This is a genomic window from Streptomyces tauricus (assembly GCF_014650955.1).
Taxonomy (GTDB): domain Bacteria; phylum Actinomycetota; class Actinomycetes; order Streptomycetales; family Streptomycetaceae; genus Streptomyces; species Streptomyces tauricus.
Window position 1 is genome coordinate 25472 of the sequence record NZ_BMVY01000033.1, and the last position, 13200, is coordinate 38671.

15 protein-coding genes and 1 pseudogene are annotated in these 13200 nt (G+C 70.0%); 10 read left to right on the forward strand and 6 right to left on the reverse strand.

The annotated features are described in order from the left end of the window. Window positions 1-50 precede the first annotated feature (50 nt). Window positions 51-1058, forward strand: coding sequence for a non-homologous end-joining DNA ligase (ligD, locus tag IE278_RS33595; RefSeq protein ID WP_189777888.1), 1008 nt, complete (start codon window positions 51-53; stop codon window positions 1056-1058). Window positions 1059-1086: 28 nt separating this feature from the next. Here the strand turns inward: ligD and IE278_RS33600 are convergent, their stop codons facing one another. The 3 genes and pseudogenes from IE278_RS33600 to IE278_RS33610 all read right to left on the reverse strand — a co-directional run. Then, window positions 1087-1776 (reverse strand): HemK2/MTQ2 family protein methyltransferase, encoded by a 690-nt coding sequence (locus IE278_RS33600; RefSeq protein ID WP_189777890.1) that lies wholly within the window; start codon window positions 1774-1776, stop codon window positions 1087-1089. 317 nt (window positions 1777-2093) lie between these two features. Beyond that, on the reverse strand, window positions 2094-2267 hold the full coding sequence (locus IE278_RS33605; protein ID WP_189777892.1) for a CsbD family protein: 174 nt from the start codon (window positions 2265-2267) through the stop codon (window positions 2094-2096). Window positions 2268-2660: 393 nt separating this feature from the next. Then, window positions 2661-3446: pseudogene (locus IE278_RS33610) on the reverse strand (RNA polymerase sigma factor SigF); the annotation flags it as partial. 336 nt (window positions 3447-3782) lie between these two features. Here IE278_RS33610 and IE278_RS33615 point away from each other — a divergent pair. The 6 genes from IE278_RS33615 (at window position 3783) to IE278_RS33640 (ending at window position 7153) form a co-directional block, all read left to right on the forward strand. Further along, the gene (locus tag IE278_RS33615; protein ID WP_189777896.1) at window positions 3783-3953 is read left to right on the forward strand and encodes a hydrophobic protein; all 171 of its coding nucleotides are present in this window, start codon (window positions 3783-3785) and stop codon (window positions 3951-3953) included. A gap of 132 nt (window positions 3954-4085) precedes the next feature. Beyond that, window positions 4086-4445, forward strand: a complete 360-nt coding sequence (locus tag IE278_RS33620; RefSeq protein WP_189777898.1) for a DUF6479 family protein — start codon at window positions 4086-4088, stop codon at window positions 4443-4445. A gap of 206 nt (window positions 4446-4651) precedes the next feature. Further along, a complete protein-coding gene (locus IE278_RS33625) occupies window positions 4652-5020 on the forward strand; it encodes a VOC family protein (RefSeq protein WP_189777906.1) in 369 nt (122 codons plus the stop codon). Between the two features lie 130 nt (window positions 5021-5150). Beyond that, entirely contained in the window at window positions 5151-6152 is a 1002-nt protein-coding gene (locus IE278_RS33630) for an iron-containing redox enzyme family protein (protein ID WP_189777908.1), read from the forward strand. Window positions 6153-6208: 56 nt separating this feature from the next. Beyond that, entirely contained in the window at window positions 6209-6433 is a 225-nt protein-coding gene (locus tag IE278_RS33635; protein ID WP_189777910.1) for a CDGSH iron-sulfur domain-containing protein, read from the forward strand. Between the two features lie 93 nt (window positions 6434-6526). Beyond that, entirely contained in the window at window positions 6527-7153 is a 627-nt protein-coding gene (locus tag IE278_RS33640; protein ID WP_189777913.1) for an alpha-ketoglutarate-dependent dioxygenase AlkB, read from the forward strand. Window positions 7154-7246: 93 nt separating this feature from the next. Here the strand turns inward: IE278_RS33640 and IE278_RS33645 are convergent, their stop codons facing one another. Together IE278_RS33645 and IE278_RS33650 are read right to left on the reverse strand one after the other, a co-directional pair. Next, window positions 7247-7669 carry a DUF6114 domain-containing protein gene (locus IE278_RS33645; protein WP_189777915.1) on the reverse strand — a complete coding sequence of 141 codons (423 nt, stop codon included), beginning with the start codon at window positions 7667-7669 and terminating at the stop codon, window positions 7247-7249. Further along, entirely contained in the window at window positions 7669-8361 is a 693-nt protein-coding gene (locus IE278_RS33650; protein ID WP_189777917.1) for a DUF6230 family protein, read from the reverse strand. The genes IE278_RS33645 and IE278_RS33650 overlap by 1 nt, the downstream gene beginning before the upstream one ends. Before the next feature lie 668 nt (window positions 8362-9029). Here IE278_RS33650 and IE278_RS33655 point away from each other — a divergent pair. Then, complete coding sequence (locus IE278_RS33655; protein ID WP_189777919.1) at window positions 9030-9695, forward strand: Tat pathway signal sequence domain protein; 666 nt, start codon at window positions 9030-9032, stop codon at window positions 9693-9695. Between the two features lie 88 nt (window positions 9696-9783). Here the strand turns inward: IE278_RS33655 and chvE are convergent, their stop codons facing one another. After that, window positions 9784-10881 carry a multiple monosaccharide ABC transporter substrate-binding protein gene (gene chvE, locus IE278_RS33660; RefSeq protein ID WP_373312163.1) on the reverse strand — a complete coding sequence of 366 codons (1098 nt, stop codon included), beginning with the start codon at window positions 10879-10881 and terminating at the stop codon, window positions 9784-9786. A gap of 1049 nt (window positions 10882-11930) precedes the next feature. Between chvE and melC1 the strand changes: the two genes are divergently transcribed. After that, the gene (melC1, locus tag IE278_RS33665; RefSeq protein WP_189777921.1) at window positions 11931-12290 is read left to right on the forward strand and encodes an apotyrosinase chaperone MelC1; all 360 of its coding nucleotides are present in this window, start codon (window positions 11931-11933) and stop codon (window positions 12288-12290) included. Between the two features lie 27 nt (window positions 12291-12317). Next, the gene (melC2, locus tag IE278_RS33670) at window positions 12318-13142 is read left to right on the forward strand and encodes a tyrosinase MelC2 (RefSeq protein WP_189777923.1); all 825 of its coding nucleotides are present in this window, start codon (window positions 12318-12320) and stop codon (window positions 13140-13142) included. Window positions 13143-13200 lie beyond the last annotated feature (58 nt).

Genomic DNA, 13200 nt, shown 5'->3' on the forward strand with positions numbered 1-13200 from the left:
GACGATGCGTAGAGGGCAGGGGAAGGGGGCGGACGAAGGAGCGAGCGGCGATGACCGACCTTCTGGGCTCCCTGCCCGAGGACCAGGCGCGGCTGCTCCGTGACGCGGTTCCCGGCGTGGAGCTGGCCTCCCGGCCGATGCTCGCCACTCTCAGCGATCGGCGCGACTTCCCCGGCGACTGGGTCTTCGAGCGGAAGCTCGACGGCGTCCGGGTGCTGGCGGTCCGCGAGGGCGGACGGGTCCGGCTGCTCTCGCGGACCGGCAACCGCCTCGACGACACGTACCCGGAGATCGTGGCCGCGCTCGCCGCCCAGTCGTGCGCGGATTTCACCGTGGACGGGGAGATCGTGGCGTTCACGCACGGCCGTACCGACTTCGGCCGTCTTCAGCAGCGCATGGGACTGACCCGTCACCGGGACGTCGAGGCGAGCGCGGTCGACGTGACGTACTGCCTCTTCGATCTGCTCAGGCTGGAGGGCGCGGACACGACACGGCTGCCGCTGCGCGCACGCAAGTCCCTGCTGCGTCGCGCCCTGACGTACCGGGCGCCGCTGCGCCTGACGACACACCGCAACGAGGGAGGCGCCGAGCTGCTGGCCGACGCCTGCGCCCGGGGCTGGGAGGGGCTCATCGCGAAGCGGGCCGACAGCCCCTATGCGCCCCGCCGTTCACCGGACTGGCTCAAGCTGAAGTGCTCCCTGGAGCAGGAGTTCGTGATCGGCGGCTACACCGAACCGGGCGGCAGCCGCGCCGGGTTCGGCGCGCTGCTGCTGGGCCACTTCGAGAACGACGGACTGCGCTACGCGGGCAAGGTGGGGACGGGATTCGACCGCCGTACGCTTCTCGCGCTGCGCGGCGCCCTCGACGAACTCGCCCTGCCCGCCTCGCCGTTCACCGACCGCGTACGGGAGGCGGGCGCCCACTGGGCCGAGCCGGTGCTGGTCGCGCAGATCGCGTTCACGGAGTGGACCCGGGACGGCATGCTCCGCCACCCGCGCTTTCTCGGCCTGCGCTACGACAAGCCGGCCCGGGAGGTCGTCCGCGAGAGGCCGCTGTAGGGCGGCGCAGCCTTGGACCCCTGGGCCGTCAGGAGGTCCGCTCGGCCCGGATGATCACCAGTTCCTCGTTCTCCTCGCGAGCCGCGATCCGGCCCGTGTCCCTGAGCCACCGCAGCCGCGAGCGGAGTACGGGCCCGAACGGGATGTACGCCCGGTCGCCGACCGTGGCCCGCAGTCCCGATTCGGCCAGCCGGTCCAGGGTCTCGTCGGTGCCGCTCAGCCCCGACTGGGCGATGAGCAGGACACCGCCGGGCCGCAGGACGCGTGGCACATCGGCACAGATGCGGTCCAGGATCGTGCGTCCGTGGAGCCCGGCGTTCCAGGCCCGCGCCCGGCCCCGGCCGACCGACGGCTCCGACGGCGGCGTGGGAACGTACGGCGGGTTGCTGATGACCAGGTCGAACGACCGCCCCCGTACCGGTTCGAGGAGGTCACCGCGGTGGACCGTGAGGCGCTGCCGCGACCGCAGGGCGTTGAGCCGGGCGGTGAGCACGGCCCGCCAGGCGATGTCGACCGCCGTGACGCGGGCACCCTTGCGGGCGGCACAGATCGCGAGGGTTCCGGTGCCGGTCCCGAGGTCGAGGACGTCCATGCCGGGGGCGGGGCCCTCGCGGTAGAGGGCCCGGGCCAGAAGGAAGGTGTCGGCCTGCGGCGCGTAGACGCCCGGGGGTGCCAGTACGGGGCCGGGTGGGCGTGTCGGGTCGACGAGAAAGGCCATGAGGGAGGTCCTCCGTCCGGGCGCCCCTGTCGGGGTGCGGGAGGTGAGTGCACACGGCCGCGGAACGCCTGGTCGGGCACGTCTTTTCAGCAGCCGAGTGCCCATGGATCACTTCTCCACACCTCTTCCGCCACGGGTGCCCCGCAGGTGGCGCGTGGTGACGCCCCGCCATGCGGACGCACGGCACCCCGCCATGCGGACACGTGGCACCCCGCCACGCGGACACGTGGCACCTCGCCATGCGGACACGGGAACGCCCCCGGCGGTCGCGGTGGGAACCGGTGACCGTTCGGGGGCGTACGCGCGAGACCGGCGCTCTAGCGGCCGGACTTCTTCATGTGGCCGGCCGCTCTGTCCTTCAGCTCCTCGGCCTTGCCCGTCATCTGCTCACCCCGGCCCTGACCCTCCATGGACTGGTCGTCCATGGCCTTGCCGGCGGCCTCCTTCATCTTGCCCTTCATCTGCTTGGCCTTGCTCTTCGCCTTGCTCATGGTGTTCCGCCTTCGTACGAGGGTTGGACTGCCGTCTTCACCCTGCGCCCGACGGACGACCTTCGCAATCCGTGAGGTATCGTCACCCTGAGTGAGGGAGGTTTGTCGGGAACGATCACCGTGCCCTTCGGCAGCCGACCGGGGCCGCGGTCCGCCCGAGGAGGAGAGGGGTCCGCCGCGCGGCCGGGATGTGACCCACACCACGACAAGGGTGTTTTGTTCAGGCCTTGTTGGTTACTTCGGTGAGTGGCAGTCCACTGGCAAACCGCTCCCGGGAGGGTTCGGCAGTGAGCTCGCCACGCAGCCGCCCGGCTCGGGAGCATCCCGCGACGGGCGGCTGTGTGCGTGGGGTCCGGCGGCCCCGCCGTGACCGCCCTCGTCCTCGTGCTCCTGGTCGGCCAGCGCCTCGTCGCGCACCTTGGCGCAGCAGCCGCTGAGCAGCCGCGAGACATGCATCTGCGAGATCCCCAGGTGCTCCGCGATGCGCCCCTGGGTCATGCCCTTGAAGAAGCGCAGATAGAGGATGGTCCGCTCGCGCTCGGGGAGCGCGGCGATACAGGGCTTCACGGCCTCGCGGTCGATGACCAGGTCGAACCCGGTGTCGGACGCGCCGAGGGCGTCCCCGAGGGCGTACCCGTCGTCACTGCCGGGCAGTTCGGCGTCGAGGGACAGGGCGGTGAAGCTGTCGAGTGCCTCGAATCCGGCCCGTACGTCGTCCTCGGTCATCTGGGCGTGCGCGGCGATCTCGGCGATGGTCGGCCGGCGGCCCGGAATGGTCTGCGACAGGTCCTTCGCGGCGGCGCGGACCCGGTTGCGCAGGTCCTGGACGCGACGCGGCACGTGCAGGACCCACATGTGGTCGCGGAAGTGGCGCTTGATCTCACCGGTGATGGTCGGGATGGCGTAGCTCTCGAAGGCGTTCCCGCGCTCGGGGTCGTAACGGTCGACGGCCTTGACGAGGCCGAGCGCCGCCACCTGGGTCAGATCCTCCGTGGACTCGCCCCTCCCCCGGTACCGCAGGGCGATCCTGTTCGCCATGGGCAGCCAGTCCCGCACCAGTTCGTCGCGCAGGGCTTGCCGGTCGGCCCCTTCCGGCAGGGCGGCGAGCCGTTCGAAGGCCGCGGCCGTGTCGGGGGCGTCGTCATGGGGATGCTGCTTCGTCCTGACGGTGATTGGCATGCTGCGTCGCATCTCCCTCAGAGGGTGCTCACGGGGTGCTCACGGAAACAGTCACCGTGGGAGGGCGCACAAACGGGCCCGGCCGGGACACAACCGAGGTCTGGCTCACCAGCTCCCGCGGACGTGCCTCCAGTCCGAAGCACTATGGATGAATTCCCCCGAAAGGGACATCTCCAAACTATTCATTCCATAACATGACTCTACCCGATCGGCCGGTCATGCGGAGTGACGAGCCGCGCCGACCCCCGGGGCGCGGAAGTGGGCCGCAGCGGCGCGGCCCCGCAGCTCGGTAGCGATGCTGGAATCGGGGAACTCAGCCTCCAGGAGGTGGAGGCCATGGTTCCGATTCTCTTGGTCCTGCTACTGGTCCTGATTCTCTTCGGGGCCGGATTCGCCGTGAAGGTGCTCTGGTGGATCGCGCTCGTGGTGCTCATCATCTGGTTGCTCGGCTTCCTGATGCGGGGCACGACGGGCTCGGGAGCCAGGTCACGCTGGTACAGATGGTGAGGGAGAGCCTCATCGAGCCGGCTCCTGGGCACACCCCGTCCAGGAGCCGCCGCTCGCCCCGGTCAGGGGCAGCGTGCGGGCCGCGGCGGCAAGAGCATTGTTTCGGCTGGTGGGACGGGGTACTCGTGCGCAATGGACTTCAACGCGACACCCCTGGCCGCTTCCGGCGCCGCCGTGGGCGGGATCGTGCCGTTCCTGATCGGCGTCGTTCTCGTCGGCGGCCTGATCTGGGCCGTGGTGTGGGGCCGTAGGCAGCGCGCCCACCAGCCCGCGCCGCCCCGCCCCGAGGAGCAGCCCCGTCTTCCCGACTCCGGTCCGGTGGGCCCGGTGACCGAACGGCGCGAGCCCGACGGGATCACCAAGGACCAGGACCGGCTGACCCCGCACCAGATGGGCGGCGACACCTCGCACCGCGCGGCCGACCAGGAACGCCCGACCTGGAGCGACAACGACAGCGGCGGTTTCGGCAGCGGAGGCCCCGGGCGCACCTGACCCGCGCGCTCGCCCCCGCCCCTGCTGCTGCTCCTGATCCTGCTTCCGTTCCTGCTTCCGTTCCTGCTTTCGTTCCTGCTTTCGTTCCTGCTGACGCCCCCAGTGCCGCAGCAGGAACGCCGCGGTTGGCAGCGCCAGGACGACGAAGCCGTGCGCCGGACGAAAAAGGCCACCCGCACGCCACGGACATCTGCTTCACTCGGCCCATGCTGAAGATCGGATCCGTTGTACTGGGTGTGTCCGACGTCCGGCGCGCCGCCGCGTTCTGGACGCGGGCGCTCGGCTACGAGCCGCGCGAGGCGATCGAGGACGACTGGGTGGTACTGGTCCCCGTCGACGGCACCGGACCCCAGCTCTCCCTCGGCCTGAGCGAGACGCCCGTACAGGAGCACCCCCGGGTCCACCTGGACCTGTACGCCGACGACGCGGGCGACCAGGCCGCCGAGGTCGAGCGGCTGGTGTCCCTCGGCGCACAGCGGGTCGACTGGGACCTGTATCCCGAGGATCCGGACTTCGTCGTCCTCGCGGACCCCGACGGCAACCGCTTCTGCGTCATCGACACAGCGCGCGAATGATCGGCCGGCCGCCTCCATGACGCGACGCCCGGAGTCTCTGAGACATCCCTCGGAAGCGAAAAGATCCCGGAGCGCGTCAGGAGTGCGTCCGCGCAGGTGAGGGGTCCTCGATCACGGGTACCCGGGACGCATGGAACCAGCAGTCAAGCGCCCGTACGCGGAACCGGAACTCCCGCCGAGCCGAGGAGCGATCTCCGCGGCGCTCATCGAGTATCTGCGCGGCACCGGCCCGCTGCCCGACGATGCCGTTCTCGCCGGTGCCGAGCCGCTCGGCGACGACCTCCAGCTGGCCCTCTACCTCTGCTACGAACTGCACTACCGCGGCTTCGCGGGTGTCGACGGCGCCCGCGAGTGGGACCCCGAGCTGCTGCGGGTCCGCGCGGCCCTGGAGAAGCCGTTCCTGGCGGCACTGCGCGCCGGGGCGACCCGGCACACGCGCGCGGACGAGGCGCTGGACGAGTTGCTGGTGGAACCCGTCGACGGCGAGGGCGTCTCCCATTTCCTCCAGGACAAGGGCGAGTTGTGGCAACTGCGTGAGTACGCCGCCCAGCGCTCGGTCTACCACCTCAAGGAAGCCGATCCGCATGCCTGGGTCCTGCCGCGTCTGTGGGGGCGCGCCAAGGCCGGTATGGCTGCGATCGAGTTCGACGAATGGGGGGCGGGGCGCGCCGAGCGCGTGCACGCCCAACTGTTCGCCGACCTCATGACCGACCTCGGCCTGGACCCGTCGTACGGGCGCTATCTCGACGCGAGCGGCGCCGAGGCACTGGCCGTCGTCAATCTGATGTCCCTCTTCGGTCTGCACCGCGAAATGCGGGGTGCGCTGGTGGGCCATTTCGCCGCGGTGGAGACCACCTCCTCCCCCGGCTCCAGGCGGCTCGCGAGCGCGATGCGGCGTACCGAGGCGGGTCCGGCGGCCGAGCACTTCTACGCCGAGCACGTCGAGGCGGACGCGGTGCACGAGCAGGTCGTCCGCCGTGAGGTCGTCGCCGGGCTGCTGGAGGAGGAGCCCCATCTCGACGCAGACATCGCGTTCGGTGTCGACGCGACCGGATGGGTCGAGGACCGGCTCGCGGACCGGCTGCTGGAGGCCTGGCGGTCGGGCCGGTCCTCGTTGCGCACCGCCGTATGACCGCCGTGGAACGGCGCCGTCGGAACATGTCGTCGAGAGAGAGGCGGTGATCGGCCGTGCCGGACAGCCCCGCCGAACGCCCGCGCCGGATCGTCGCCCGCCGCGAGGGCCCCATGCTCGTCGAAGGACCCGTCGAGATCGTCCTGGAGGACGGCACGACGGTGTCCTCCGACCGCTTCTGCGTCGCCCTGTGCACGTGTCGGCGCAGCCGGATCTTCCCCTGGTGCGACACCAGCCACCGCCGCCACTCCCCGGCCCCGCGTCCCGCCGCCGATCACTGAGCGGGACGCGTCCGGCCATCCCCGGAACTCCCGGCCGACTGCCCCTCCCAAGCGATTAGTACACACATTCGAATAAGCAGGTAGCCTGGAGGCATGTCCACGCACCTTCAGGGATCACTGTTCGACCAGAGCGACGCCGTCCGGCTCGGCCCGCTCACCGGGCTGCGCCGGACCGTGCTCGGCGACGGGGCGTGGATCGACCTGCTGCCCGGCTGGCTGCACGGCGCGGACTCGCTCTTCACCCGGCTCGCCGAGGAGGTCCCCTGGCGGGCCGAACGACGACAGATGTACGAGCAGGTGGTGGACGTACCGCGCCTGCTGGCGTTCTACCGCGCGGAGCACCCGCTGCCGCATCCCGTGCTGGACGAGGCGCGCGACGCCCTGTCCGACCACTACGCGGACGAGCTGGGGGAACCGTTCACCACGGCCGGGCTCTGCTACTACCGCGACGGCCGGGACAGTGTGGCCTGGCACGGCGACCGGACCGGGCGCGGCGCACACCGGGACACGATGGTCGCGATCGTCTCCGTGGGCGCCCCGCGCGATCTGCTTCTACGGCCCCGGCGCGGCGGCAGCACGGTACGGCGTCCGCTCGGGCACGGCGACCTGATCGTGATGGGCGGTTCCTGCCAGCGCACCTGGGAGCACGCGATTCCCAAGAGCACGCGGGCGGCGGGCCCTCGCGTGAGCATCCAGTTCCGGCCGCACGGCGTGCAGTGAACACACGCGCGCAAGGTGCGGCACATACCAAGTGCGGTGAGCGCGGGATGCCGCGGCCGTGGGGGCGCCGTTCCGGTGGCGCCCCGTGACGCGTCAGGGGTGGCCCAGCGGCTCCATCGGCCGGACCGACTTCGCCGGCTCCCGACGGCGGCGGAACCACTTGCGGGGGCGGCGCGGCTCCTGGTCCGGCAGCCAGCCGAAGGCGAGGCAGCTGCCGACGACACCGAGGAGGAGGCCGATGAGGAAGCCACCCAGGTTCGAGGTGATCCAGGAGCCCAGGGAGAACAGGACGCCCAGGATCGAGTAGAAGAGTCGCTGCGCGGGGTTGAAGAGGATGAGCAGTCCGCAGATCACCATGAGGACCGGCAGGAGATAGCCGGCCAGGCCCTGCATGCCGATGTGCATGACGACCTTCAGCGACGCCTTCTGCGTGAGGAGGATCTCCGCCCCTCCCAGGGTGAGCAGCAGCCCGCCCAGGAACGGGCGGTCCGCGCGCCAGCGCCGGAAGGCTGCCATCAGCAGCCCTTGTCGCTGAAGCTCAGCTTCAGACCGGGAAGCTTGAACACCGCCGCCGTGGTGGCGTAGTTGGTCTGCCGCAGGTTGCCGATGTGGACGGTGTCGGCCTGCTGACTGAAGACGCCCTTCGGGCCCCGGGTGTGGGACTTGTCGAGTGTGCTGGCGTCGTTGCCGATCTCGATGTTGTCGAAGGACGCGTTGCCCGACAGCTCGGTGGAGTCGGTGGTGAGGTTGACCGCGGACACCTTGTCCTTGCCCTCGCCGGCCCTGATGAGCAGGTTGGTGCCGCCGAGGTCGACGCTCTGGCAGAGCTTCTCCAGGGTGGCCTTCTTGATCGCGGAGACCACCACCAGGACCTGGCCGCCGGTGTCGCCCTCGTTCGGGCTGCCCTCGGCCATCTGGTCGAGGCCGCCGAACTGTGCGAAGCCCTCGCCGTCGAGATTGGTGGCGGTGACCGTGAAGGGCATACCGGAGATCGCGAACTGCACGCCCAGGGCCCCCTGGGCGGTGAGGATCATGAGGCCCGCGGCGATCACGGTGGCGGGGACCGCCATCACCGCGGCGCGGCGCGGACGGACCCGCCCCCGTCTGGCGGGGCTCGCGGGTGTCTCTCCCGTGGAACCGCTTTCCGGCACTCCGGAGGGCTCGGGGGTGGAATCGGCGGACGAGCTGACGTCCGAGGACGAGGCCATTTTCTGCTCCCAGGGGCATGGTCAACGCTAGGCAGGGCTCGGGGCGGCACGTTGTCCTGGCGCGGACAGCGGATGCGGCGCACGTCTCCCCACAACTCCCGGCGGGTGCAAGGGCTTTCACGTTACGCAGCAGTAGCCGCGACGGAAGTTACCCGCGGTAAGTGGCGAGGGTCAAGCATCCTGTGCAAAAAGGGAGTCGGAGATGTGACGACGGGATGGAGGCCCGCCACAGTCGACTGATTGAGCGTCAACTTGCGTACTGTGTCTTGACGTTGAACAACAGTCAGGTCTACAACTCTCCCTGGCTGCGCATGGATCCGTGGCGCCGGATCCGATCGACGGCGTATGTCGTTCCCGGGCTTCATCCCGTTGCACGGCGCTCAGGACCGCCACTGCACGGCGCTTCGGACCGCACTCGGTCGCAAGCGCTTCACTCGCGGACCGACCACTCGCGCGCTCCGCGTCCGCTCCTCCACGGCACCGGCACGGCCGCTTCCCCCCTGGGCCGCCGCCGGTCGCCCTGACCGCCGGTCATGTGCCGGAGGTCGTCCTTCGACGCCTCCGGCCGACCTCCCGGCAGCCGTCGTCGGCCCGTCGCGTTCGGAGAAGGCGTGACGGGCCGGCGGCGGCCACCTCACCCACCCCCACTTGGAAAACGAGGCACCCGCATGCGTACTCGGACTTCCCTCACCCTGGCCGCCGCCGTCACGACCCTCGCCCTGTCGGCGGCCGGCCCGGCCTCCGCGGCCGACGGCTCGGTCCTCACCACCGGCGGCGCCGGCGGAACGGCGGTCGCCGCCGGCGACGTGCTCAGCGCCTCCCTGGCCGCCGGTACGAACGCCACGCTCTACTCCAGCGCCACCGGTACGAGCGGCATCTCCTGCTCGTCGTCCGCCTTCGTCGCCACGGTCGTCGACAACCCGGCCGCGCCGGGCACGGCCACCGAGTCGGTCACCAGCCACACCTTCGACAGTGCCAGTTGCACCAGCAATGTGGTCGGCGTCCTCGGCGTCACCAGCATCAAGGTCGACAACCTGCCCTACAGCACGGCCGTGACCTCCGAGGGGTCGCTCACCATCACACCGGCCGCCGGATCGTTCATCCAGACAACGGCCGTACTGCGTACGCTCCTCGGCAGCATCACCTGTGTCTACCGGGCGCCCAGCCTGTCGGGCACGGCCGACAACGCCGACAACAGCATCTCGTTCACCAAGCAGCAGTTCACGAAGTTCTCGGGCTCATCCCTGTGCTTCAGCAACGGTTACTTCACCGCCAAGTACGCCCCGGTCACCGACACCACGCAGACAGGCGGCCCGGCGGTCTTCGTCAACTGACACCGGCCGGCGCACCCCACACGCACGGGTGCGGGGCAGGGAGATCCGTCTCCCTGCCCCGCACCCGTGCGGACTTCGCTCGCACGGCCTACTTGAGGTCGCTCTTCTTGATGTAGCCCGAATCCACCAGCACCTGCTGGTAGTTGGCCTTGTCCACACCCACCGGCTCCAGGAGGTACGCCGGCACGACCTTCTTGCCGTTGTTGTACGTCCTGGTGTCGTTGAGCGCCGGCTTCTTGCCGTGGACCACGGAGTTGACCATGTACGCGGTGACCAGCGCCAGCTCACGGGTGTCCTTGTAGACGGTCTGCGACTGCTCGCCGTCCATCATCGACTTGATCGAGGGCACCTCGGCGTCCTGGCCCGTGACGAGGGGCAGCGGCTTGGCGGCGGTGCCGTAGCCGTGCGCCTTGAGCGCCTTGATGATGCCGAGCGACATACCGTCGTACGGGGAGAGGACCGCGTCGATGCTCTGGTCGGAGTACTCGGCGTCGAGCAGCTTGTTCATGCGCTTCTCCGCCGTGGGGCCGTCCCAGCGCAGGGTGGTGACCTCCTTGAGCTCGGTCTCCCCGGATCTCACGATCAGGTCACCGCTCTGGATGTACGGCTCCAGGACCTCCATGGCGGCCTCGTAGAAGTACTTGGTGTTGTTGTCGTCGGGGGAGCCCGCGAAGAGCTCGACGGTGAACGGGCCCTTGCCGCTGCCGTTGACGAGCCCGAGGCCCTCCGTGATGTAGTCGGCCTGGAGGGTGCCGACCTTCACGTTGTCGAAGGTCGCGTAGTAGTCGACGTTCGGGCTGCCGAGGATCAGCCGGTCGTAGGAGATCACCGGCACGTTGGCCGAGTTCGCCTTCTCCAGGACGTCGGTGAACACCTTGCCGTCGACCGAGGCTATGACCAGCGCGTCGACCCCGCTGTCGATCATTGCCTCGACCTGCGCGACCTGGTTCTTCGGGTCGTTGTCGGCGTACTTGAGGGTGGTGGTGTAGCCGAACCCCTTGAGCTCGTCGACCATGTTCTGGCCGTCGTTGATCCACCGCTGGGACGTCTTCGTGGGCATGGCGATACCCACGGACGCGGCCTTTCCGTCGCTCCCGGTGTCGGATCCCTCACCACAGGCGGCGAGGGAAAGGGACAGGACCGTCGAAATGGCCGCAGCTACGGTGGTGCGGGCGCGCATGCTCATTGTTCCTCACTGGATGAAAGGCAGTCGGCGGAACTCGGCGGCCGGCTGTGCACCTGGAGGGCGTCCGATCCCGGCCGGACCGGCAGGCCCTGATGGAGTCGTCCGCGGCGCACGGTTCCTGGCGGAGTCCGTGGTGCGTTCTTTTCGGTGCCGAGTTCGAGCCGAGGCTGCCCTGACGGGGGTTCGGGACGCCCTGCCTGAGGGACCGCACTGCGTGTACGGACCAACGGCGGACGCCAAGGTTGATCGGTGCCCGGCTGCGTGGAGCCTTCCGGGTTGGACGTGGTTCTCACCGGGTTGCGGTGAGGGGGTGGAGCGTCAGACCGGACGGTATGTCTCTCGCGTTGGGGCTCTGCTGAACCCGCACACGAGCAGGCCGGGATGACCGGCCCCCCACGTGCGCGGACTCGAACGTGGGGTGCGCGGGGCAGCGTATCCCGACGTGGGGTCACTGTGGCGCTCTTTCGTCACTTTAGTTGCGCCGGCGCACGATCGGTGCTGTCAAGGCGGGAGACGCTTGGTGCGTTTTGCGGACGATCCCGTTCCAACCGCCTTGCCGCACCTCCGCGCTGTGTGACCACTGATCACCCGGACGCCATGGCCGGACCTCGCCGCGGGGGCGCACGCGTATGCGGGGGCGCGCACCCGACCCGGGCTCCCCGGGGGGGGCGGGCATCACAACTCGTTCGAACGCCACGGCCGGCCGTTCGACACAGAACCGGGCAGCCGGATCGATGGCGGGCATTCACGTCAGTCTTCGGACGTGAGCGACACCACGGACATCTCCGGGAACCCGGAAGATCGTCGCCGCGAAGGCCCTCGCGCGGCGAACTTCCGCCGGGACGCACTCCGGAGACCCTCCCGCAGCAAGATCACGCTTGTTCAACCTTGCATGACATGTGGGCAATTGTCCTGATCGTAGCCAACCGGACGGTCCCGGCTTCCCCGTGCCCGCAAAGGGTCGATAGGCATACGAAACACCAACGGCCCCTTTCCCGGCGGCATATGCGACCCGTATGCCGCCGGACCGAGCACAAGGACGTCTCCGTATGCCGCATCCCACCCGCCGCCGAGCCCTGCGCGACGCCACCGGACTGGCCGTCGCCGCGGGCACCCTGGCCGTCGCCGCCCCGTCGCCCGGCTCCGCCGCGGACCGCCAGGACGGGCCCGCGCCCTTCGACGAGGTCTACAAGGGCCGCCGCATAGAGGGCCGGCCGACCGGCGGCCACCATCACCACGGCGCCGGATACACGGTGCTGGTGGACGGCGTCGAGCTGCACGTGATGCGCAACGCCGACGGCACCTGGATCAGCGTCGTGAGCCACTACGACCCGGTGCCGAGCCCTCGGGCGGCGGCCCGTGCCGCCGTGGAGGAACTGCGCGGCGCCCGGCTCGTTCCGTTCAACTGACCGCCCCAGCAACGGAGTTCACCTATCATGACCGTACGCAAGAACCAGGCCGACCTGACCGCGGACGAGAAGCGCCGGTTCGTCGCCGCACTCCTCGAACTCAAGCGGGCGGGCCGCTACGACACCTTCGTCAGGACCCACAACGCTTTCATCCTCAGTGACACCGACACCGCCGAGCGGGTGGGCCACCGATCGCCCTCGTTCCTTCCCTGGCACCGCAGATTCCTGCTCGAGTTCGAGCGTGCGCTGCAGTCCGTGGACGCCTCCGTGGCACTGCCGTACTGGGACTGGAGCACCGACCGCACGACCCGCGCCGCGCTGTGGGCGCCGGACTTCCTGGGCGGCACGGGGCGCGCGGTCGACGGGCGGGTGATGGAGGGGCCGTTCGCCGCGTCCACCGGCGACTGGCCGATAACCGTGCGGGTCGACGCCCGCGCCTATCTGCGCCGCTCGCTCGGCGGCAACGGCCGGCCACTGCCCACCGCCGCCGAGGTCGACTCCGTACTCGCCATGTCCGCCTATGACATGGCTCCCTGGAACAGCCTGTCCGACGGCTTCCGCAACCACCTGGAGGGGTGGCGCGGGGTCAACCTGCACAATCGCGTCCATGTGTGGGTGGGCGGGCAGATGGCCACGGGGGTCTCCCCCAACGACCCCGTCTTCTGGCTGCACCACGCCTACGTCGACAAACTGTGGGCCGAGTGGCAGCGCCGGCACCCGGGCTCCGGCTACCTTCCGCTCGCGGGCACACCGGACGTCGTCGACCGCGACGAACCCATGAAGCCGTGGAACGACTCCGCGCCCGCGGATCTGCTGGACCACACGGCCCACTACACGTTCGACACGGCCTGACAACGCGTCCGCCGCGGCCCTGAGCGCGCGGGGCGGTCCCAGAAGCCCCTGACTCAGA